Here is a 21,988-nt window from a genome sequence, read left to right as displayed (position 1 = left end):
GCCCCCCCCCCCCCCCCCAGCCAAGCCTTCGGCCCGGTGCTTTACCTTGCCCGGTCAGCAAGGGGAGCCACCATGACACATCTCTGGGTCCGCGCCGAACAGCGCGCCAACGAAGAGCGGGTCGGCCTGACGCCGCAGGGCGCCGGAGCGCTGATCGCCAAGGGCATCCGGGTCACGGTCGAAGACAGCGCCACCCGCGCCATCCCGATCGCCGGCTACCGCGCGGCGGGCTGCGACATCGCCCCGGAAAACAGCTGGCCCGAGGCACCGCGCGACGCCATCATCTTCGGCCTCAAGGAACTGCCCGAGGACGGCAGCCCGCTGCCGCATCGCCACATCATGTTCGGCCATGCCTTCAAGGGCCAGCATTCCGGGCGCGCCCTGCTGGAGCGCTTCAGGACCGGGGGCGGCAGGCTCTATGATCTGGAATATCTGGTCGACGACAACGGCCGCCGCGTCGCCGCCTTCGGCTACTGGGCGGGCTACGCCGGCGCCGCGGTGACGCTGAAGGCCTGGACCGCCCAGCAGCGCGGCGAGATCTGCGGCCCGGTCGGTGTCTATGCCGACAAGGACGCGCTGCTTGACGATCTCGGCGCCGACCTCGACGCGCTGACCTGCGATTTCCCCTCGGCGCTGGTGATCGGCGCCCTCGGCCGGGTCGGCAGCGGCGCCGGCGATCTGTTGCAGACCCTCGGCATCGCGGTCACCAAATGGGACATGGCCGAAACCGCCCATGGCGGGCCGTTCCCGGAAATCCTCGGCCATGACATCTTCATGAACTGCATCTTCGCCCGCCCCGGCACCCCGGTCTTCGTCCCCGAGAGCGCCAAGTCGGCCCCCCGCCGGCTGACCGCCATCGGCGATGTCGCCTGCGACCCCGACAGCGACTACAACCCGGTGCCGGTCTATGACCGCGCCACCACTTGGCAGGCGCCGGTGCTGCGCGTGCATGACGCCCCGGTGCTCGACGTGATGGCGATCGACAACCTGCCCTCGATGCTGCCGGTGGAATCCTCGCAGGACTACGCCGAGCAGCTGCTGCCCACCCTGCTGACCCTCGGCGATCTTTCGGCCGGGGTCTGGGCCCGGGCCGAGGCCGAATTCAACCAACATGTCCAAGATCTGTAAGGAATGCGAAAGATGACCATTCACTGGTGTGGCACCGGCCTCTCGGCCATTCCCGGCCTGCGCCGCCTGATCGGCGCCGGTCATCCGGTCACGGTGTGGAACCGGACCCCGGAAAAGGCGCGCGAGGCGGTGGGCGACCTCACCGACGACATCCGCGGCTTTGACATCGACGCGCTCGGCGCGGCCCTGGCACCGGGCGACGTGGTGGTGTCGATGCTGCCCGGCGACTGGCATGTGCCGCTGGCCGAGCGCTGCATCGCCGAGGGTGCGCATTTCGTCTCCTCCTCCTATATCGCGCCGGAAATGAAGGCGCTGGACGGCGCGGCGCGCGCCGCCGGCGTGGCCTGTGTCAACGAGGTCGGTCTCGACCCCGGCATCGACCACCTGATGGCCCATGCGCTGGTCGCCGACTATCGCGCCTCCGGCGCCTATGACGCCGCCAACACCCTGTCCTTCATCAGCTATTGCGGCGGCATTCCGAAACACCCCAACCCCTTCCGCTACAAGTTCAGCTGGTCGCCGCTGGGGGTGCTGAAGGCGCTGCGTTCGCCTTCGCGCTCGATCCGCGATTTCGCGCCGCTCGATGTCGCCCGCCCCTGGGACGCGATTTCAAGCTACGAGGCGCCGCTGCCGACGCCGGAGAGCTTCGAGGTCTATCCCAATCGCGATTCGATTCCCTTCATGAAGGACTACCGTTTCGAGGAGGACTGGAGCGTCAAGGAGTTCGTCCGCGGCACGTTGCGCCTGAATGGCTGGGCCGATGCCTGGGCCGACGTGTTCCGCGAGATCGAAACCCTGAGCGGGGCCGAGGGCGAGGCGCGACTGAAGCAGATGTCGGATCAGTTCTGGGCCGAGAATGCCTATGACCAAGGCGAACCGGACCGGGTGGTGCTCTGCGTCGGCCTCAAGGCGGAACGGGATGGCAAGGTGGCCTGGCACAAGACCTATGTGATGGACGCCTGGGGCGACGCGACCGGCACCGCCATGGCGCGGCTGGTATCGGTTCCGGTGTCGCTGGCGATCGAAGCGGTTCTCGAGGGGAAAATCGAACCCGGCGTCCACGCCGCGCCGAGCGACCCGGCGCTGGTCGGGCCCTGGCTCGAGCACATCGCCACCCTGGCCCAGCATCTCGAGGTCGTCGACCACGGGGCCTGATCCCCGACCCACTGAAACACCCAAAGGCCGCAGATCATCTGCGGCCTTTTCCATGTTCGGTCGCGGTGCCTAGCCGCGCCGCATCAGGTCGTCTTCCTCTTCGGACAGCGACATGCCGAGTTCTTCCATGCCGTTTTCCAGATGATCGGACAGATGCGGCGAGCCGAGCAGGTAATCGGCCGTCGGCGCCGTCGCCTCGGCCTTGGCGGTGGCGATCGCCTCGGCCAGCTCATCGGCCATGAAGCTTTCGCGCCCGATCCACATCACCGCCACAAGGCTGGCCTGTTCGTCTTCGTTCAGGCGCTCGATAAAGGCCCGCAGCTCCCCTTCGGCACGGTCCAGCTCGCGCGACATCAGCACCACCTGCGCCACTTTCCACGGCGAAATCTCAAGCATGTTCACGGCCTCCAACTGTCCTGTTCACAGTCATTTCACCGATCACTATGCACCCCGTCCTTGATCTTGCGCAACTTGTTCAGTGGCCCGGCGGGCTAATTTTGGGCCCGCGAGGTCAAAACCACCCAGCCGAAAACCAGCATCCCGGCGATCGTCGCCAATGAGCCGAACTTGGCCAGCGTCTCGCCGGTCTGGCGGATCGCCATCACGATCCCGGGCACCATCAACAGCACGCCAAGTCCCGACAGGGCAAAATGCACCCGCGCCAGAACCCGGCCCGCAGCGGCCGGAACCAGGTGGTAATAGACCCCGAAGATCGCAAAGCTGACATATCCGACAAGGTTCAGATGCGCATGCGCCGGCGATAGCATGTGATCGCCGCGCACCGACATTTCGATCCCCCAGGCCATGCCCAGCACCGCAAACCCGATCCCCAATCCGAAAAACGCCTTCGACAAACCGTTCATCATATTCTCCTCTGTCCTGCCGACCGTTCGCGCGCGTCCGCTTCGAACGCGAAAAAACAATGCTGGCAAATGATTTATGTTCAAAACAAATTGTTTCTATTGTATTTATTTACAGCATGAATTTATCCGGTTTCGACATGAACCTGCTGCGGGTTCTCAACGCGCTGCTGGCCGAGCATTCCACGACCCGTGCCGGGGCACGCATCGGGCTGTCGCAGTCGGCGGTCTCGGCGGCTCTGGGCCGTCTGCGGCACGCGCTCTCCGACCCCCTGTTCGTGCGCGAGGGGCAGCGCCTGGTGCCGACCGACTACGCGCGATCCCTCGAAAGGCCGCTGCGGCTGGCGCTGGAAAACCTCGAAGATGCCCTGACCGGCCCGGCGGCTTTCGATCCCCGCGTCTCCGAGGCCGACTTCAGGATCGCGGGATCGGATTTCTTCGCCTCGCTCTTGGTGCCCCGTCTGGCCGAGGTCTTTTCCCGCGAGGCGCCGCAGATGAACATCCACCAGATCGACCTTGGGGCCGACAGTTTTATCGGCCTGCTGGAAAGGACCGGCGTCGACCTGTTGCTGGTGCCCGAAATGCCCTTTCCGACGTGGATCGCGCATCACTTCATGTTCAGCTCGCCCTTCGTGGTTCTGGCGCGGCGGGGAAACACCACGTTGGCCCGCCATGCGCTGCGCCCCGGACAGGTGGTGCCGCTGGATCTCTTCTGCGAGATCGGCCATGTGCTGTGTTCACCCGAGGGCAAGACCAGGGGCATCGGCGACGAGGCCCTCGAGGCTGTCGGCCGCCGGCGCCGGGTGGCGGTCTCACTGCCGGTGTTTTCCGGGGTGGCGGCCGTGGTGGCCCAGAGTGACCTGATCGCGCTCGTGCCGGTGCAATTCGCCGACCATGTCACCGGGCAGATGGCGCTCGACATCTACCAGCCGCCGGTGCCGGTGCCGGCGCGCAACCTCCACATGGCCTGGCACGAGCGGTCCACCTCCAATCCGGCGCACCGCTGGCTGAGGGCACAGGTGCTGCGCGCCACGGCGGATTTCTGAGGTTCAGCCCTCGGTCTTGGCCAAAGGCACCACCTTTCCGGTGTCCTCTGCCAGCTCTTCGAAATCGAAATTGTCCAGCCGCCGCGCCCTCCGGCCGGCCTTGTCGGCGCTGATCCTGATCTCGGATATGTCCTTGGCCGCCTGCCCGAAATGCCGGTCGAGATTCTCCACCCGGGTTCCCAGCCGCTCGACATCGGCATAAAGCAGCCCCAGTTCGCGCCGGATCGCGCCGGCCTGTTCGCGCATGCGGGCGTCTTTCAGAATCGCGCGCATGGTGTTCAGCGTCGCCATGCAGGTGGTCGGCGAGACGATCCAGACCCGCGCCGCAAAGCCTTCGCGCACCAGTTCGGGGAAGTTGGCGTGCAGCTCGGCATAGACCGCCTCGGAGGGCAGGAACATCAGCGCCCCGTCGGCGGTCTCGCCTTCGAGGATGTAGCGTTCCGAGATATCCTTGATGTGTTTCTTGACGCTGGCGCGCAGCATCCGCGCCGCCTCGTTCAACTGCGCCTGGGTCTCGGCGTTGCGCAGCGCCTCATAGGCCTCGAGCGGGAACTTGCTGTCGATCACGATCGGCCCCGGAGGGTTCGGCAGATGTATCAGGCAGTCGGCCCGCTTGCCGTTGGACAGCGTGTGCTGCAACGTGAAGGAATCGCGCGGCAGCGCCTTGCCCACGATGTCGTTGAGTTGGATCTCGCCAAAGGCGCCACGGGTCTGCTTGTTGGACAGGATGTCCTGCAGCGACAGCACGTCGCCGGACAGTTTGGTGATGTTCTCCTGCGCCTTGTCGATGGTCTTCAGCCGCTCCTGCAATTCGCCCAGCGAATGGGCCGTGCGCCGCGAGGCCCCCTGAAGGTTCTCGTTCATGCTGTGGCTGACCTGCGACAGGCGCTTTTCCATCAGTTGCAACATGCTGGACTGGGACGCGGCCTGCGCCTCGGAGACATGGGTCAGCCCGCCGGCCAGTTGCTGCTGCCCGTCCGACAGCATCTGCACCCGGGCCGAGATCGCCCCCATCTGCTGCGCCAGGGGTTCGGCCAGCCGCGCCGAATGGCCGGCGGCGCGCACCGACATGACAAGCAGCACGATCACCACCGCGGCAATCCCCAGCCCGACCAGCTCGGGCAGGCCCAGCACATATTCTCCGATTACAATCATGTCCGCCCGAACAGCCTTTCGATATCTGCCAGTTTCAGTTCCACATAGGTCGGCCGCCCGTGGTTGCATTGCCCGGAATGCGGCGTCGCCTCCATTTCGCGCAGCAGCGCGTTCATCTCGTCGGCGCGCATGCGCCGGCCCGAGCGGATCGAGCCATGGCATGCCACCCGGCTGAGGATCGCCTCGATCCGGGCCTGCACCAGCTGGCTGTCGCCCTGATCGTCAAGCTCGTCGAGAATGTCCAGCACCATGGCGCGGGCATCGACCTCGCCCAGAATCGCCGGGGTCTCGCGCACCGCCACCGCGCCGCCGCCAAAGGGCTCCAGCGTCAGGCCCAGCTGTTGCAGCGGCTCGGCCACGCTCAGCAGACGCGCGCAATCGCCCTCGGACAATTCCACGATCTCGGGGATCAGCAGCGCCTGCGCCGCGACGCCGTTTTCGGCCATCTGGCGTTTCAGCCTTTCGTAGACCAGCCGCTCGTGCGCCGCGTGCTGATCGACGATCACCATGCCGTCGCCGGTCTGGGCGATGATGTAGTTCTCGTGCACCTGCGCCCGTGCCGCGCCCAGAGGCAAGTCTTCTGTCCGCGCCCCCTCTTCGGCCTCGGCCAGAGGTTCGACGACCGGTTCGACCCGCGCGCTATAGGCCCCCGACAGTTCGGCAAAACCCGGCGAAGGTGCCGGCGCCTGCGCCGCATAGGCCGCCTGCCGCGCGCCCGATGACGGGCGGTCCATCTGATAGACACGCCCAGGCGCGCCGGTCGGCTCCGGGCGAAATGCGCCCAGCGTCGCCCCGGCCACAGTGGTCGACGCCCGGTGCCCGGCCTCGGCCAGCGCATGGCGCAGGGCGCTGACGATCAGCCCGCGCGCCAGCCCCGGATCGCGAAACCGCACCTCGGATTTCGCCGGGTGCACGTTGACATCGACCAGATGCGGATCGCAGTCGATGAACAGCGCCGCCGCCGGGTGCCGGTCGCGGCTGAGGAAATCGAAATAGGCGCCGCGCAGGGCGCCGACCAGAAGCTTGTCCTTCACCGGACGGCCATTGACGAAGAGATACTGCGCCACCGCCGAGCCGCGCGAATAGGTCGGCAGGGCGGCATAGCCCTTCAGGTGCAGCCCCTCGCGGGTGGCGTCGATGCGCAGGGCGTTCTCGGCGAACTCGCCCCCCAGCACCCGCGCCAGACGCCCATGCAGCGCACCGAACAGATCGCCGCTTTCGGGCTCGGCGCGGAAGCTCACCCGGCCTTCGCCGCCGCCGCTCACGTCGCGCAGGGTGAAGCCGACGAAGGGTTCGGCCATGGCGAGGCGCTTCACCACGTCGGTGATCGCCTGCGCCTCGGCGCGGTCGCTGCGCATGAACTTCAGCCGCGCCGGCGTGGCATAGAAGAGATCGCGCAGCTCGACGATGGTGCCGCCGGTCAGCGCCGCCGGTTTCACCGCCCCCGTCACCCCGCCCGCAACGGCGATCTCGGCCGCCGGATGCCCCTTGGCCCGCGAGGTGATCTGCAACCGCCCGACCGCCCCCAGCGACGGCAGCGCCTCGCCGCGAAAGCCGAAGGTATGAATGTCGAGAAGGTCCGAGCCGTCGATCTTTGACGTCGCATGGCGCGACAGCGCCAGCGGCAGATCGTCTGGCGCCATGCCGCAGCCATCGTCGCGGATACGGATCAGCGTCTTGCCCCCGTCGGCATAGGCGATGTCGATTCGCCGCGCCCCGGCATCCAGCGCGTTCTCGACCAGTTCCTTGACCGCCGAAGCGGGGCGTTCCACCACCTCACCGGCCGCGATCCGGTTGATCGCGGCATCGTCCAACTGGCGGATTACCGGCTGATTTTCGCTTATATTGGGGCTCTGCTGGGCCATACCCCAAAACCTAGCATGTCACGGGGCGATTCTGCCACTGTCATTCACGCCTCTGGCCATCGCGGCGGACGGGCGTGTTCCGCCTTGGGCTGGCGATGCGTCATGCGGTGAACGCATCTCGGCAACGCGCGCGGATGCGTGGCATGAGCGGTTTCAGCTGGTTCAGGAAAATGGCGCTCTGGGGAGGATTCGAACCCCCGACCCCTTGATTCGTAGTCAAGTACTCTATCCAGCTGAGCTACCAGAGCGCGGTGAGGGGGATTTAGAACCTACGCCGGGGGAGCGCAAGGGAAAAAATCCGCAAAATTCATGTTTCTGCCAAGTCACCCTTGGGAAGGCAGATTTCAAAGGTGGTTCCGGCGGCGCCGGTTCCGCTCAGCGTCAGCCGGCCGCCATGGCCGCGCACCAGTTCCGCCGAGATCGCAAGCCCCAGCCCCGAGCCACCTTTGCGAATCCCGCCCTGGAACGGGGTGAACAGATGTTCGCGGGCCTTGGGCGGCAGGCCGGGGCCGGTATCGCTGACGGTGATGAACCATGCCGCGTCATCCTCATGCGCGGCAACGGCGATCTCGCCCGGCTGCCCGGTGGCCGTGATCGCCTGACGGGCATTGCGCACCAGATTCGACACCACCCGGAACAGCTGTTCCGGGTCGGCGCGCAGCTTCAGCCCCGACGGGATATCCTCGGCAAAGCTGAGGTCGTGATCGCCGACCGCGAGCCGCTCGCCCTCGACCACCTCGCCGACGATGTCGGCCAGCACCACATAGGTCAGCTTGGGCGGCGGTTCCTCGGCCTTGCCGAAGGCCAGCGTGCTTTCGCATAAGTTCACCGCGCGGGTGATCGAATTGACCAGCTTCGGCGCCATGCGCTTGACGGCGGGGTCTTCGCTCATCTCGATTCGGTCGGTGAACAGCTGCGCCGAGGTCAGGATGTTGCGCAGGTCGTGGCTGACCTTGGCCACCGCCCCGCCAAGCTGGGCCAGGTGCTCTTTCTGCTTCAGCGCCGCGGTCAGTTCGACCTGAAGCGATTGCAGTGCTTCCTCGGCCTCGCGCAGCTCCCTGAGCCCGGACGAGGGCTGGATGATGCGCCGGGCATCCTCGGGGGCCGCGGCATAGGATTGCATATAGGCCACCACACCCTTGATCGGGCGCACCAGAAGGCCGCGCACCGCAAAGAACAGCAGCGTGGCCGTGATCGCCGAGATCACCGCCGACAGCCAGAGAATGGTCAGCCCGTAGTCGATCATCGCGGCGCGCAGCCCGCCGGTCTGAAGCGTGATCTCGATCAGCAGCCCGGCCTCGCGTACCGGCGCCCCGATCACCCGGATCATGCGCTCCTCGCGGTCGAACAGCCGCCGCATCGCGTCGCCGATCAGGGTCAGCGGCCCGGCATTGCGCAGATCATAGGTGGCGTCGATCGGCTGCGGCATCGGCGACGACAGGATCAGCTGGCGCATCTCGTCGCGGCGCAGCACCACGTTATAGACCTCGGCATTGCGCAGCAGCTCGGCCTCGAGCTCATCGTCGATCATGTCGTCGGCCAAAAGCGCCAACGAGGCGATCTGCGCCCGCTCCAGCCGCGACAGCAGGTAATCCTCGCGGAAGCGCGCCACCGAGGGCACGAAGATCAGCACTTCGGCCAGCATCACGAAGATGACGGTCAGTATCAGAAATCGACCTGAAAGCGATCTCAGCATGGCACTCCCGTGTTGCGCATTCAGGGCAGCCAGCCCTGCACCAGCCGGACCACCCTCTTCACCCTAGGGCTATCAAACAATCTGGGCGAGAAATAGGCCCCGGCGGCGCGTTTTCCGATCTCGCCCACCGTCGGATAGGGCGCGACCATCGCCGCCACCTGCGACATTTTCAACCGGTTGGCCAGAACCAGCGCCCATAAGTTGATATGTTCGCCCGCCTGGTGGCCGGCAATCGACACCCCCACGGGGCGCCCCTTGACCACCATCACCTTGATCAGCCCCTTGGCCTTGCGTTCGGCGATCAGCCGGTCGTTGTGATGCAGGTCAAAACGCACCACCTCGAGCCGGTCGCCGTGTCGGTCGCGGGCCTCGGCCTCGGTCAGTCCGATCTGGGCCAGCTCCGGGTCGGTATAGGTGGCATGCGGGATGTGATCCTCACGGGTCTTGGCGGGCAGGCCGAACAGGGCCGAGCGGATGATCACCCCGGCATGATAGCCGGCGACATGGGTAAACTGCCTGCCGCCGGTCACATCACCGATGGCATAGACCTTCCTGTTGCTGGTCCTGAGGCCGGCATCGACCGTGATCCCGGCGCGGTGGGTCTCGATCCCCGCCGCCTCGAGGTTCAGCCGCGCCGTGTTGGCCCTGCGCCCCACGGCGACCAAGAGATGCGAGCCGGCAAAGCTGCGCCCGTCCTTGGTCGCAACCGTGATCGCGCCGTTATCCTCGCTGACCTGCGAGGCCAGCGCCTCTTCGGCAATCTCGACACCCTCGGCGCGCAGCGCGTCGAGAACAAAGCCCGCCATTTCCGGGTCGTCCCGCCCCAGCGCCTTTTCGCCCTCGATCACCGTCACCCGGCACCCCAGCCGCAGATGCGCCTGCGCCATTTCCATGCCGATCGGCCCGCCACCGATGATCAGCAGATGCTCCGGCTTGTCGCGCAGCGCGAACAGGGTTTCATTGGTGAGATAAGGTACCGCGTCGAGGCCGGGGAGCGGCGGCACCAGAGGCGCCGATCCGGTGGCGATCACGATCCGCCGCGCCGAGATCTTATGGGCTCCGGCCTGCACCTCGTCAGGGCCTATGAAGCGGCCATATTCCGGGATCACCCGCACGCCCAGCGATTCGAAGCGCTCGACACTGTCATTGGGTTCGATCTCGGCAATGACCTCGGCGACATGATCCTTGACCGCGCCAAAGTCGACCCTTGGCGCCACATTCGCCACGCCGAAACCCGCCGAATGCGCCTGAGCATGGGCCACCCTGGCGCTGGCCAAGAGCGCCTTGGAGGGCACGCAGCCGTAATTCAGGCAATCGCCGCCCATCCTGTGGCCTTCAAGCAGCACCACGTCGGCGCCCATCTGCGCCGCCCCGGCCGCCACCGAAAGCCCCCCCGACCCGGCACCGATCACCAGCAGATCCGTCTTGACGTCACTCATCAGATGTCTTTCCCGCCGCGCAGGGCCTTGAGGAGAATGGGCAGCGCCGCCAGCCCGCAGAGCCCGAGCAGCGGCAACAGGATATGCGGCTCGAAGATCACCCCCAGATTCGGGGTTTCGCCACGGGCGAAGACTTCGCCCAGCCCGGCCCCGACCGAGGTATAGACCACGCCGCCGGGGATGATGCCGAGAAAGGTCGAGATCACGAAGCGGCGCAGCGGCACCCCGACCATCGAGGGAATGAGATTGGCGACGAAAAACGGCACCAGCGGCACCAGCCGGATCAGGAAAAGCATCGACCACTGGTTGGAGTCGATCCCGGCCTTGATGCGTTTCACCGGCCCCTGCGACATGTCCATCCGCGCCGCCAGCCGCGCCCCGAATCCCCAGCGCGCGGCAAGAAAGATCCCCGTGGCGCCGATCGTGGCCGCCGAGACATTGACCAGCGAGCCCAGCCAGGTGCCGAACAAAAAGCCTCCGGTCAGCGAGGCCACCAGCGCGCCGGGCAGGGAAAACACCACGATGATCACGTAAAGCGTCATGAAGACCGCGATGCTGAGGCCGAGATTGGCGTCGCGATAGGCCAGCAGGGCGGCGCGATTGTCGCGCAGCGCCTCGAAACTCAGCACATCGCCAAGGGTGAAGGCCCCCAGCAGGGCCACGGCGGCAATTGCGGCCATCGGCAGCATGCGGCTGCGCCCGGCCCTTCCTGTCTCGGTCATATCGCTCATCTTCCGCCCGTTCGTCATGTCGCCCCTGCAACATGAGCCAGCCCGGCTTGAAACAACAGCCCGCTCACGCGTGGTTGATCCCGCCGCCGCGATCCGTGATAACAGGACCGCGCCGCCGGGGTTTTTGAAACATTCAACGCGGCTTTCGGCGGTTTTTATTGCAAAACCCCTTCAGCGGCGTTTGACTTATCTCGAACACCCCCCTATAGACCGGGCTTCGAATAGCACATGGGCCCGCGATTCCGCCGCGAGGCGCCCTGAACAGACGGAGACGGAGCGATGAAACGCACCTACCAACCCTCGAACCTGGTTCGCAAACGCCGCCACGGCTTCCGTGCGCGCATGGCCACCAAGGCCGGCCGCAAGATCCTGAACGCGCGCCGCGCCCGCGGTCGCAAGTCGCTGAGCGCCTAAGCTCACCGACCCCGTTCTGACGGACATGACACCGCCGGAGGCCCCCGAGGATGGCATCGCCGCCCAAGGGGATACGCCCCCGGCGGTGTCCGTTTGTCTCGAGGTTCTGAAGAAACGCGGCGATTTCCTCGCTGCCGCCGGCGCCAAACGGCAGGGCACCGGCGCCATGATGGTGCAGGCCCGCAAACGGCGGGCCGAAGAAGACGTGCCCGCGCAGGTCATTCGCGTCGGCTTCACCTGTTCCAAGAAGGTCGGCAACGCGGTTGCCCGCAACCGCGCCAAGCGCCGCCTGCGCGAGATCGCGCGGCTCGGGCTGCCGCAGCATGGCAAGCCGGGCTGGGACTACGTGCTGATCGGGCGCAAGGAGGCCACCGCCGCCCGCCCCTTTGATTTGCTGCAAAGCGATCTGCGCTATGCGCTGCGCAAGCTGCACGCGCCGCTTCCCTCTGGCAAATCGCGCTAGCCGCACCTAGATCGACCCCATGTCGCCCCTTGCCCATATCGTCGCCCTGCCCGTGCGCGCCTACCGGCTGATCTTTTCGCCCTGGGTCGGGTTCAACTGCCGCTATCAGCCGACCTGCTCGGCCTATGCGCTCGAGGCGCTGGAAACCCATGGCGCGCTGCGCGGCAGCTGGCTGACCATGAAACGTATCGGCCGCTGCCATCCCCTGGGCGGCGATGGCTACGACCCGGTGCCCCCCGGCAAGGACCGCCACAAGCACTAAGGCCAGGCCGGGGCGCTGCCCCGGACCCCGGGATACTTCGGGCAAGAGAAAAAGCCATGCAGGCGCCTGCACTTTCTCTTGCTGCAAATATCCGGGGTGAATTGGCGCAGCCAAGAGGGGCAAAGCCCCTGATTCCACGCTTTCCCAATCTTTGAAAATATGGCACATGCCGCGACATGTTAGATGATCTCGACGATATCCACCCGCTGTTTCATGGCGCGCCCTCTTCGGCCGGCTTCAAGAAGCTGCGCAAACGCATCGTGCGCCAGACGCGCGAGGCGATCGAGCAATACGGCATGATCGAGCGCGGCGCGCGCTGGCTGGTGTGCCTGTCGGGCGGCAAGGACAGCTACACCCTGCTGGCGGTGCTGCACGAGCTGCAATGGCGCGGGCTGCTGCCGGTCGACATCCTGGCCTGCAACCTCGATCAGGGCCAGCCCGGCTTTCCGGCCACGGTGCTGCCCAAGTTCCTGCAGCGCATGGATGTGCCGCATCGCATCGAATACCAGGACACCTATTCCGTGGTCATGGACAAGGTGCCCGAGGGGCGCACCTATTGCGCGCTCTGTTCGCGCCTGCGGCGCGGCAACCTCTATCGCATCGCCCGCGAAGAGGGCTGTTCGGCGGTGGTGCTGGGACACCATCGCGACGACATTCTCGAGACTTTCTTCATGAACCTGTTCCACGGCGGGCGGCTGGCCACGATGCCGCCGAAACTGGTCAATGAAGAGGGCGACCTCTTCGTCTATCGCCCGCTGGCCCATGTCAGCGAGGCCGATTGCGAGAAATTCGCCAAGGCCATGAACTATCCGATCATCCCCTGTGACCTCTGCGGCTCGCAGGACGGGTTGCAGCGCCAGCAGGTGAAACGGATTCTCGACCAATGGGAGGCCAATTCTCCGGGCCGCCGCCAGGTGATGTTCCGCGCCCTGATGAACATCCGCCCCTCGCATATGCTGGATCCGAAACTGTTCGATTTCGCCGGGTTGGCCCTCGGCTCTGAAAAATTTGAACAAATTGACACCGAAATACCGCGCCTGCGTTAACCGGCGGCTGAGATGGCGGGCCTAGGCTGGGCCGGGACCGACCCTTTCAGCGGAGCCCGGCTGTCTTGCATATTTCGGAACTGGCCAAATCCATCACTGCACATCGCCCGGATCGCCGGCTGGTGGCACTGGCCGTGCCCTGCGTGATCCTGACAGCCTATCTTCTCGGCGGTGAAATCTGGCTGTTGCTGACCAGCCTGCTTTTGCCGCTGCCCCTGTTGCTGCGCCCCGCCGGGCAAAGGTCGGCGGCGCGGGCCCCGGGGCGCGACGGGCTGACCGGGTTCCTGGTCGCCGCGGCCTTCGCCCCTGCCGCCGAGGAAAGGCTTTGCGGCCACCGGCGGCGCGGCCTGGCGACGGCGGTTTTCCAAGTCGAATTGGACGGGTTCTCGACCCTGCGCACCCGCCATGGCGACAGCGCCGCCGAAGCGGTTCTGAAAGCCAGCGCCCGGCGCCTTTCGGCGGCCCTGCGCAGCACCGACATCATCGCCCGCGCCGGCGACGCCCGGTTCGCGGTCTGCCTCGACCCGGTGTCGCGCCTCGACGCCGAGACCTGCCTGCAACTGGCCGGCCGCCTGCAGGCGCGGCTGGAACAGCCGGTGGCGCTGCAGACCGTGTCGATCCACCCCACCGCGAGCATCGGTTACTGCCTGTCCGCGCAGCTGTCCCGGGCGACCGGCCCATCCCTGGCCGAAGCGGCGCAGATGGCCCTGGAGGACGCGCGCATCGCCGGCCCATCGTCGGTCCGCGCCTACCGCGCGCGGTTGCGACGCCGGGCCGCGGCGCGGCGCCGCAGCGACGACGAAGCCTGCCAGGCGCTGGAAAAGGGCCAGATCCACGCCTGGTTCCAGCCCCAGGTTTCGACCGTCTCGGGCCGCGTCACCGGCTTTGAGGCGCTGGCCCGCTGGCACCATCCCGAACGCGGCATCGTGCCCCCGGCCGGCTTTCTCGAAGCGCTCCAGAAGGCCGGTCAGCTCGAGCGGCTTGCCGGGCGGATGCTGTTCCAGGCCCTCGGTGCGTTCAAGGAATGGCAGCGCGGCGGCTGGAACGTGCCGCTGATCGGGGTCAATTTTTCCGGCGACGAGCTGCATGATCCGGCGCTGGTCGACAAGATCCGCTGGGAGCTGGACCGGTTCTCGGTGCAGCCCGGGTGTTTCGCGGTCGAGGTGCTGGAATCGGTGATCGCCGGCACCCCGAACGACATCGTGGTGCGCAACGTCAACGGGCTGGCGGCGCTCGGCTGCCACATCGACCTCGACGATTTCGGCACCGGCCATTCCTCGATCGCCTCGATCCGGCGCTTTCACGTCGCCCGGCTCAAGATCGACCGCTCCTATGTCACCCGGGTCGACCAGGACCTCGATCAACAGCGCATGGTCTCGGCGATCATCACCATGGCCCGCCAGCTCGGCCTCGACACCCTGGCCGAGGGGGTCGAGACCGCCGGCGAACAGGCGATGCTGCGCCAGCTTGGCTGCACCCATGTCCAGGGCTACGGCATCGGCCGTCCGATGGCCTTCGAGGACACCTTTGCCTGGATGCGCGCCCATGGCGCCAAACGCTCGGCGAAGCGTGAAACCCTGTCCCGATCCGGCTGACGGCGCCGTGACGGCGGGCAATCCGGCGGATCGGCGCCCGGCGGGCCGGAATCCGCTTGACCTTTGGGCCACACCTCTGTTGAACCACCCCAACGTTTCAAAGACAGGTGGCCCCAGGCAATGGACGATCAGAACAAGAACCTCATCCTTGCGACCGCGCTGAGTTTCGCGGTGATTTTGGTCTGGTTTCTGTTGTTCCCGCCGCCGGAACAGCCGGTGGAAGACCCCAACGCGGTCGCCGTGACCAGCGAGGCGCAGGCGCCTGTGGCCGGCAGCACCCCGGCGGCGGCCCCGGCCAGCGCCACCCCGGCGACCGCCGACGCGGCCGAAGGGGCGGACGCGCCGCGCGTCAAGATCGAAACCGCGCGGCTCAGCGGCTCGATCTCGCTGCTCGGCGGGCGGATCGACGATCTGCGGCTGGCCGATTACCGGGCCACTCTTGAAAAGGGGGCGCCGATCGTGACCCTGCTGTCGCCCAAGGGCGCGGCGAACGCCTATTACGCGCTTTACGGCTGGGCGCCCGGCGCCGGCCTGACGCTGGACGCGGTCCCCGGCGCCAACACCGTCTGGAGCGTCGAATCCGGCGACAAGCTGACCAGCAAGACGCCGGTCACGCTGGTCTGGGACAACGGCGCCGGCCTGGTCTTCCGCCGCGCGATCTCGGTCGACGAAAACTACATGTTCTCCGTCAAGCAGTCGGTCGAGAACACCGGCGCCGGCACCGTCGCGCTGGCGCCCTATGGCATTCTGGCGCGCCATGGCGAGCCGGCCGAGCTGAAAAACTTCTTCATCCTGCATGAGGGCGTCGTCGGCATGGCCGATGGCGAATTGTCGGAAATCGATTACGGCGATGTCGCCGACTACGAATTCGACCCGCGCGAGGGCGCCAAGGCCAAGGTCACCCAGGTCGGCGAAAAGGGCTGGATCGGCTTCACCGACCACTACTGGATGGCGACCCTGATCCCGTCGCAGACCAGCGCCTTCAAATCGGTGGTCAAATATGACGACCGCCGCGACATCTACCAGACCGAGGCGGTGATGCCGACCCTGACCGTGGCCGAGGGCAGCAGCGTTTCGGCCGACAGCCAGCTGTTTGCCGGCGCCAAGGAATGGGCGACCATCCGCGCCTATGAGGAACAGGGCGGCGTCAGCGGTTTCCTCGACTCGATCGACTGGGGCTGGTTCTTCTTCCTGACCAAGCCGATCTTTTCCCTGCTGCACTGGCTCAACGGGGTCATCGGCAACATGGGCTGGTCGATCATCGGCCTGACCCTGATCATCAAGGCGATCGTCTTCCCGCTGGCCTATAAATCCTATGCCTCGATGGCCAAGATGAAGGAACTCCAGCCGCAGATGGAGGCCCTGAAGAAGGCCGCCGGCGACGACCGCCAGAAGATGCAGCAGTCGATGATGGAGCTTTACAAGAAGGAAAAGGTCAACCCGGCCTCGGGCTGTCTGCCGATCCTGATCCAGATCCCGATCTTCTTCTCGCTCTACAAGGTGATCTTCGTGACGCTGGAACTGCGCCACGCGCCCTGGCTGGGCTGGATCACCGACCTCTCGGCGCCCGACCCGTCGTCGATCCTGAACCTCTTCGGCCTGCTGCCCTTCGCCACGCCCGAAGCCGGGTCGATTTTGGCCATCATCAGCCTCGGCGTGCTGCCGATCCTGCTTGGCATCTCGATGTGGCTGCAACAGAAACTGAACCCGGCGCCCACCGACCCGACCCAGCAGATGATCTTTGCCTGGATGCCCTGGGTCTTCATGTTCATGCTGGGCAGCTTCGCCTCGGGGCTGGTGCTGTACTGGATCACCAACAACGTGATCACCTTTACCCAGCAGTACATCATCATGCGCACCCACGGCTACAAGCCGGATGTGTTCGGCAACATCAAGTCGGGCTTCAAGCGCAAGAAGGCCAAGTAGTGGCCCATATTGCGCAGATCTGGCGCCACCCGATCAAAGCGCATGGCCGTGAGCCAATGGTCAATGCCCGCGTCGAAACAGGACGCGGGCTGCCTTTTGACAGGCAATGGGCCATCGCGCATGAGGCCGCCAAGCTGGGGGCCTCGGAAGACGGCTGGCACAGCTGCCGCAACTTCTCGCGCGGCGCCAGCGCGCCGCTGTTGCAGGCGATGAGGTCCAGCTTTGATCTGGCCACAAACACGCTGACGCTCACCCATCCGGGCAAGCCGGGCCTTACCGTGAACCCCGATCTCGCGGCAGATCAGGCGCGGCTGATCGACTGGCTGGCTGATTTCACCCCCCAGGGACGCCCGGCCCCGAAATCCGTGGTCAGGGCCGACAACGCCATGACCGACAGTCAGACCGTGTCACTGTCGCTGTTGAACCTGGCCAGCAATGCTGCGGTCGGCGAGAAACTGGGCCGAGAGATTTCCCCGCTGCGCTGGCGCAGCAACCTCTTGGTGGCCGGGCTTGCGCCCTGGGCCGAACGCGACTGGGTGGGCAAGAACATCCGCATCGGCAGTGCCGAATTCCTTATCCGCAAGGAAATCACCCGCTGCCGCATGACCGAGGCCAACCCGGACACCGGCCTGCGCGACGCCGACACATTGGGCGCGCTGCGCGACGGCTGGGGCATTCAGGAAATGAGCGTGCATGCCGTGGTGGTCAAAGGCGGCGACATTGCCGTAGACGATGAAATCGAGGTGCTGTGATGCAACTGCCGTTCCCCTTTGCCGAAGACCCTGACGAGATCAGCCGCGAAAAGGGCCGCAAGCTGTTTGCCGGCAACAACAGCGAGTTTCTCAAAGGCGTTGTCGCCATGTCCGGCCTGCCCCCCGCGGACCGGGTCGAGGTCTGTTTTGCCGGTCGCTCGAATGTCGGCAAATCCTCTCTGATCAACGCGCTGACCGGGCGCACGCGGCTGGCGCGGGCCTCGAACACGCCGGGCCGCACCCAAGAGGTGAACTTCTTCACCCTTGCCGACAGCCACTATCTGGTCGACCTGCCCGGCTATGGCTATGCCAATGCGCCGCTGGCCGTGGTCGAAAAGTGGCAGCGCCTGCTCAAACAGTACCTGCAGGGCCGGGTGAACCTGCGCCGCGCCTTTGTGCTGGTCGACTCGCGCCATGGCATCAAGGACGTGGACCAAGAGATCATGTCGCTTCTGGACAGCGCCGCCGTGACCTTTCAGGTGGTGATGACCAAGGCCGACAAGGTGAAGGAAAAGGACCGCGCCAAGGTTCTGGCGCAGGTCCGCGAAAAGCTTGCCAAACACCCGGCGGCCTTTCCGGAACTGGTGTTGACCAGCTCGGAAAAAGGCGACGGCATCGCCACCCTGCGCGCCATCATCGCCGGGCTCGACTGAGCGGCAGCGGGCCGAAACCCCATGGGGGTTTCGCCCGGACCATCGCCCAACGGCGTGCCCCGCTCAGACGTGCTGGGCGCCGTTGACCTCGATCTCGGCCCCGGAAATATAGCTGCTTTCGCCCGAACACAGGAAATAGATCGCGGCTGCGACCTCTTCGGGCTGGCCGAGGCGCTGCATCGGCAGTTTTTCGACGATCTTCTCGGTGCCCGGCGACAGGATCGCGGTCTCGACCTCGCCCGGCGCGATGGCATTGACGCGCACCCCGAGCGGGCCGAAGTCATGTGCCATCTCGCGGGTCAGCGCCGCCAGCGCCGCCTTGGAAGTGGCATAGGCGGCCCCGGCAAAGGGGTGCACCCGGCTGCCGGCAATCGAGGTCACGTTGACCACCGAGCCTTTCGCCGCCGCCAGCTCTTCCTTGAGCCCGCGCGCCAGCACCACCGAGGCAAAGAAATTGACGTGGAACACCTTGCCCCAGTCGGTAAGGTCGGTGGTCAGCGTGCTCAGCCTTTCGCCGCCCGGCCCTTTCGGGGAAATGCCGGCATTGTTGACCAGCGCATCAAGGCGACCGTCAAGCTTTTCCTGGATCAGCCCGATGCCGTTGATGGTCTCTGCCGGATCCGAAAGGTCGATCTGAACGTGGTTTTCCTGCCCGCCGCCCCAGGGACATTCGGCGGGAAAGGCATTGCGCGAACAGGTGATGACCCGCCAGCCTTCGCGGTTGAAGCGCCGCACCGTGGCATGGCCGATGCCCCGGCTCGCCCCGGTCAGCAGCAAAGTTTTCGAATCGCTCATCCGCGCCCCCCGATTGTTCTCAGGTTCGACTCCTACCCGGATGCCGCGGATTGGCAATGGGCTCTTGGCACCGCCGGCCCAAGCGTCTAACAAAAATCCAAGAGGACCACAGGATATGAAGAAGCAAAACATGAACCGCGACTGGATCGCCACCGCCCGCACCCTGTCTCAGGCACTGCCCTATCTGCAGCGCTATACCGGCGCCATCGTCGTCATCAAGCTCGGCGGCCATGCCATGGGCAGCGACGAGGCGATGGAGGAATTCGCGCGCGATGTCGTCCTGATGCAGATGGTCGGCATCCACCCCGTCGTCGTGCATGGCGGCGGGCCGATGATCAACGCCATGCTGGACAAGCTGGCCATCAAGTCCGAGTTCGTCAATGGCAAGCGCGTCACCGACGAAGCCACGGTCGAAGTGGTGGAAATGGTGCTTTCGGGCCGCGTCAACAAACGCATCGTGCAGGCGCTCAACAGTCAGGGCGGCAAGGCGGTCGGCCTTTCGGGCAAGGACGCCAGCCTGATGATCTGCGACCAGACCAACCCGGATCTGGGCTTTGTCGGCACCCCGGCCGAGATGAACCCCGAGGTGCTGCACGACCTCTTTGCCAAGAACACCATCCCGGTGATCGCCCCCCTGGGCGCGGGCCGCAACGGCGAGACATTCAACATCAACGGCGACACCGCCGCCGGCGCCATCGCCGCCGCGCTCAAGGCCGACCGCCTGCTGCTGTTGACCGATGTCGCCGGGGTCAAGGACGCCAGCGGCGACGTGATGACCGAACTCAAGGCCCGGCAGATCCGCGATCTGACCGCCGAGGGCGTCATCGCCGGCGGCATGATCCCGAAGACCGAAACCGCGCTGAACGCGATCGAGGGCGGGGTGCGCGCGGTGGTGATTCTGGATGGCCGGGCCCCCAATGCCTGCCTGCTGGAACTGTTCACCGAACATGGGGCGGGCTCTCTCATTCGCGGCGATTGACCGGCCGCTGACGAACCTTTCGGGCGCGCCCGGCTAACAGGGAGGCGAGATGGAACACGAAGGCCTGATCCGACTGGGCGTTTTCGCCAGCCTGTTCGCCCTGTTCGCGGTTCTGGAAACCCTCGCGCCGCGCCGCCGCCGGGTGCAGGGCCGCCGCCGGCGCTGGCTCACCAACTGGGCCATCGCGGCGCTCAATACCGTCACCCTGCGGCTGATGGCGCTGGCGCTGCCGCTTCTCGCCGTCGGCGCGGCGCTTGATGCCTCGCGGCTCGGCTGGGGGCTGTTCAACCGGGTCGAGCTTTGGCCCTGGGCCGAGACCCTGCTTGCCATCCTGATCTTCGACCTGGCGATCTGGGCCCAGCATCTGGTCACCCACAAGGTTCCACTGCTGTGGCGGCTGCACCGGGTGCACCACACGGATCGCGACTTCGACGTGACCACCGCGATCCGCTTTCATCCCGTCGAGATCGCGCTGTCGATGCTGCTCAAGATCGCGCTGGTCTACGCCCTGGGGCCTTCGGCACTGGCAGTGATCCTGTTCGAGATCCTGCTCAACGGCACCGCGATGTTCAACCACGCCAATCTGGCCCTGCCGCGCCGGCTCGACGCGGCGCTGCGGCTGGTGATGGTCACCCCCGACATGCACCGCGTGCATCATTCGGTGCACCGCGCCGAGCACGACAGCAACTACGGCTTCGCGCTGTCGCTCTGGGACCGCCTGTTCGGCACCTATGTGGCACAGCCCGAGGCGGGCCATGAGGGCATGACCATCGGCCTTGGCTGGCAGGACGACCGCCCCGCCCGGCTTGGCTGGAGCCTGTCCCTGCCGTTCCGGAAGAAATGATGTACGATCTGATTGCCCGCACCGCCGCCGAGCGGCATCTGGACATCCTCGGGGGCTTCCACCCGAGCCCGCAGGACCATGGCCTGCAAGGGATCGGCACCCTCTTGCTGCTGGGCCCGAAGGAGCCCGGATACTGGCGGTATTTCACCCGTGACAGGGAGTTTCGCGACGGTGAGCCCAACCCGGTCGACCGCTGGTCGGCGCGGGTTGTCACCGGGCTGGCGGCGGCCTTCAATGCCCAGCCCCTGTTCCCCTTTACCGGCCCGCCCTACCAGCCGTTCTTCGACTGGGCGCTGCGCAGCGGACGCTGCCACAGATCGCCGATCAACCTGCTGGTGCATGACACCGCCGGGCTGTTCGTGTCTTTTCGCGGCGCGCTGGCCCTGCCGCAGGTTCTCGACCTGCCCGCCGCCGCGCCGTCCCCCTGCGCGACCTGCGCTGCAAAACCCTGCCTCGAGGCCTGCCCGGTCGATGCCTTTGCCGGCGGCCAATACGATGTTCCCGCCTGCACCGCCGAAATCCGCAGCCGGCAAGCGCACCCCTGCGCGATCCGGGGCTGCGCCGCGCGCCGGGCCTGTCCGGTCTCGGGGGGCCATGGCAGGGCCGAGGCGCAATCGGCCTTTCACATGAAGGTGTTTCTCGACAATGCCCCTTGAACTGATCCTGATGCGTCACGCGAAATCCAGCTGGGACGACCCGCTTCTGACCGATTTCGACCGGGTCCTGAACGCGCGCGGCCGCGCTTCGGCCGTTGCCATGGGCAAATGGCTGCGCGAGACCGGGCATCTGCCCGAGCAGACGCTGTGTTCATCCTCGGCGCGCACCCGCGAAACCCGCGAACTGGCGGCCATGGGCGGCGCGGTGATCTTCAGCGACGCCCTCTATCACGCCAGTGCGGCGCGCATGCTCTCGGCCCTGAAGGAGGTCAGCGCAGCAACGGTGCTGATGATCGGCCACAACCCCGGCATCGCGATGCTGGCCGAGGCCCTTGCCATTGCGCCGCCGGACCATCCGCGCTTTCGCGACTACCCGACCTGCGCCACCACCGTCTTTGCCTTCGACGCGGCCGACTGGGGCGCGGTCGGGCCCGCCAGCGGCAGGGTGGTCGCCTTCAAGACGCCGCGCGAGTTGCTGGAATAGAAAAAGGCGGGCCCAGCCCGCCTTTTCCACTTGGTCTTGCTGCC

Annotated in this window: 23 protein-coding genes and 1 tRNA gene; 15 read left to right on the top strand and 9 right to left on the bottom strand. The window is 66.2% G+C overall.

The genetic code is table 11. The features are described 5' to 3' along the window. Positions 1–72 precede the first annotated feature (72 nt). Both ABZD10_RS01730 and ABZD10_RS01725 read left to right on the top strand, forming a co-directional pair. Complete coding sequence (locus tag ABZD10_RS01730) at positions 73–1,128, top strand: saccharopine dehydrogenase (protein WP_372884377.1); 1,056 nt, start codon at positions 73–75, stop codon at positions 1,126–1,128. 12 nt (positions 1,129–1,140) lie between these two features. Continuing rightward, a complete protein-coding gene (locus ABZD10_RS01725; protein WP_372884376.1) occupies positions 1,141–2,283 on the top strand; it encodes a saccharopine dehydrogenase family protein in 1,143 nt (380 codons plus the stop codon). A 69-nt stretch (positions 2,284–2,352) separates the two neighbouring features. Here the strand turns inward: ABZD10_RS01725 and ABZD10_RS01720 are convergent, their stop codons facing one another. After that, the gene (locus tag ABZD10_RS01720; RefSeq protein ID WP_372884375.1) at positions 2,353–2,679 is read right to left on the bottom strand and encodes a DUF3775 domain-containing protein; all 327 of its coding nucleotides are present in this window, start codon (positions 2,677–2,679) and stop codon (positions 2,353–2,355) included. A gap of 95 nt (positions 2,680–2,774) precedes the next feature. Next, the gene (locus ABZD10_RS01715) at positions 2,775–3,146 is read right to left on the bottom strand and encodes a hypothetical protein (RefSeq protein WP_372884374.1); all 372 of its coding nucleotides are present in this window, start codon (positions 3,144–3,146) and stop codon (positions 2,775–2,777) included. Positions 3,147–3,262: 116 nt separating this feature from the next. Here ABZD10_RS01715 and ABZD10_RS01710 point away from each other — a divergent pair, with 116 nt between their 5' ends. Beyond that, a complete protein-coding gene (locus ABZD10_RS01710) occupies positions 3,263–4,189 on the top strand; it encodes a LysR family transcriptional regulator (RefSeq protein ID WP_372884373.1) in 927 nt (308 codons plus the stop codon). A gap of 3 nt (positions 4,190–4,192) precedes the next feature. Here the strand turns inward: ABZD10_RS01710 and ABZD10_RS01705 are convergent, their stop codons facing one another. From ABZD10_RS01705 to ABZD10_RS01680, 6 genes are all read right to left on the bottom strand, one after another. Next, entirely contained in the window at positions 4,193–5,344 is a 1,152-nt protein-coding gene (locus ABZD10_RS01705; protein WP_372884372.1) for a DNA recombination protein RmuC, read from the bottom strand. Next, positions 5,341–7,209: a DNA mismatch repair endonuclease MutL gene (mutL, locus tag ABZD10_RS01700; RefSeq protein WP_372884371.1), complete on the bottom strand. Its 1,869-nt coding sequence runs from the start codon at positions 7,207–7,209 to the stop codon at positions 5,341–5,343. The genes ABZD10_RS01705 and mutL overlap by 4 nt, the downstream gene beginning before the upstream one ends. Positions 7,210–7,380: 171 nt before the next feature. Further along, a tRNA-Arg gene (locus tag ABZD10_RS01695) sits at positions 7,381–7,457 on the bottom strand. A gap of 59 nt (positions 7,458–7,516) precedes the next feature. Then, a complete protein-coding gene (locus ABZD10_RS01690) occupies positions 7,517–8,905 on the bottom strand; it encodes a sensor histidine kinase (RefSeq protein WP_372884370.1) in 1,389 nt (462 codons plus the stop codon). Positions 8,906–8,925: 20 nt separating this feature from the next. Beyond that, positions 8,926–10,344, bottom strand: coding sequence for an NAD(P)/FAD-dependent oxidoreductase (locus ABZD10_RS01685; protein ID WP_372884369.1), 1,419 nt, complete (start codon positions 10,342–10,344; stop codon positions 8,926–8,928). Then, on the bottom strand, positions 10,344–11,075 hold the full coding sequence (locus tag ABZD10_RS01680) for a TVP38/TMEM64 family protein (protein ID WP_372884368.1): 732 nt from the start codon (positions 11,073–11,075) through the stop codon (positions 10,344–10,346). Before ABZD10_RS01680 ends, ABZD10_RS01685 begins: the two co-directional genes overlap by 1 nt. A gap of 279 nt (positions 11,076–11,354) precedes the next feature. Between ABZD10_RS01680 and rpmH the strand changes: the two genes are divergently transcribed. From rpmH to yihA, 8 genes are all read left to right on the top strand, one after another. Then, positions 11,355–11,489: a 50S ribosomal protein L34 gene (gene rpmH, locus ABZD10_RS01675; protein WP_005980833.1), complete on the top strand. Its 135-nt coding sequence runs from the start codon at positions 11,355–11,357 to the stop codon at positions 11,487–11,489. 25 nt (positions 11,490–11,514) lie between these two features. Continuing rightward, positions 11,515–11,952, top strand: a complete 438-nt coding sequence (gene rnpA, locus ABZD10_RS01670; RefSeq protein ID WP_372884367.1) for a ribonuclease P protein component — start codon at positions 11,515–11,517, stop codon at positions 11,950–11,952. 19 nt (positions 11,953–11,971) lie between these two features. Continuing rightward, entirely contained in the window at positions 11,972–12,214 is a 243-nt protein-coding gene (gene yidD / locus ABZD10_RS01665; protein ID WP_372884366.1) for a membrane protein insertion efficiency factor YidD, read from the top strand. A 176-nt stretch (positions 12,215–12,390) separates the two neighbouring features. Beyond that, positions 12,391–13,260, top strand: coding sequence for a tRNA 2-thiocytidine(32) synthetase TtcA (gene ttcA / locus ABZD10_RS01660; RefSeq protein ID WP_372884365.1), 870 nt, complete (start codon positions 12,391–12,393; stop codon positions 13,258–13,260). Between the two features lie 65 nt (positions 13,261–13,325). Continuing rightward, positions 13,326–14,855, top strand: a complete 1,530-nt coding sequence (locus ABZD10_RS01655) for a putative bifunctional diguanylate cyclase/phosphodiesterase (protein ID WP_372884364.1) — start codon at positions 13,326–13,328, stop codon at positions 14,853–14,855. A 120-nt stretch (positions 14,856–14,975) separates the two neighbouring features. Next, positions 14,976–16,781, top strand: a complete 1,806-nt coding sequence (yidC, locus tag ABZD10_RS01650; protein WP_372884363.1) for a membrane protein insertase YidC — start codon at positions 14,976–14,978, stop codon at positions 16,779–16,781. After that, on the top strand, positions 16,781–17,533 hold the full coding sequence (locus ABZD10_RS01645) for an MOSC domain-containing protein (RefSeq protein ID WP_372884362.1): 753 nt from the start codon (positions 16,781–16,783) through the stop codon (positions 17,531–17,533). The genes yidC and ABZD10_RS01645 overlap by 1 nt, the downstream gene beginning before the upstream one ends. Continuing rightward, on the top strand, positions 17,533–18,186 hold the full coding sequence (gene yihA / locus ABZD10_RS01640; RefSeq protein WP_372884361.1) for a ribosome biogenesis GTP-binding protein YihA/YsxC: 654 nt from the start codon (positions 17,533–17,535) through the stop codon (positions 18,184–18,186). Before ABZD10_RS01645 ends, yihA begins: the two co-directional genes overlap by 1 nt. Positions 18,187–18,249: 63 nt before the next feature. On the opposite strand, the gene ABZD10_RS01635 is transcribed toward yihA, so the two are convergent. After that, positions 18,250–18,981, bottom strand: coding sequence for an SDR family NAD(P)-dependent oxidoreductase (locus ABZD10_RS01635; RefSeq protein ID WP_372884360.1), 732 nt, complete (start codon positions 18,979–18,981; stop codon positions 18,250–18,252). Between the two features lie 115 nt (positions 18,982–19,096). Here ABZD10_RS01635 and argB point away from each other — a divergent pair, with 115 nt between their 5' ends. Genes argB through ABZD10_RS01615 form a run of 4 tightly spaced genes read left to right on the top strand, consistent with a single transcriptional unit; the run spans position 19,097 to position 21,944 of the window. After that, a complete protein-coding gene (gene argB / locus ABZD10_RS01630) occupies positions 19,097–19,960 on the top strand; it encodes an acetylglutamate kinase (RefSeq protein ID WP_372884359.1) in 864 nt (287 codons plus the stop codon). A gap of 49 nt (positions 19,961–20,009) precedes the next feature. Continuing rightward, the gene (locus ABZD10_RS01625; protein ID WP_372884358.1) at positions 20,010–20,804 is read left to right on the top strand and encodes a sterol desaturase family protein; all 795 of its coding nucleotides are present in this window, start codon (positions 20,010–20,012) and stop codon (positions 20,802–20,804) included. Then, a complete protein-coding gene (locus tag ABZD10_RS01620; protein WP_372884357.1) occupies positions 20,801–21,460 on the top strand; it encodes a ferredoxin in 660 nt (219 codons plus the stop codon). The genes ABZD10_RS01625 and ABZD10_RS01620 overlap by 4 nt, the downstream gene beginning before the upstream one ends. After that, positions 21,450–21,944: a histidine phosphatase family protein gene (locus ABZD10_RS01615; RefSeq protein WP_372884356.1), complete on the top strand. Its 495-nt coding sequence runs from the start codon at positions 21,450–21,452 to the stop codon at positions 21,942–21,944. Before ABZD10_RS01620 ends, ABZD10_RS01615 begins: the two co-directional genes overlap by 11 nt. Positions 21,945–21,988 lie beyond the last annotated feature (44 nt).

The sequence above is a fragment of the Shimia sp. genome, assembly GCF_041624275.1.
Classification (GTDB): Bacteria; Pseudomonadota; Alphaproteobacteria; order Rhodobacterales; family Rhodobacteraceae; genus Shimia.
The sequence above is the reverse complement of the archived record's forward strand: the minus strand, read 5'-3'. Positions and strand labels throughout refer to the sequence as shown.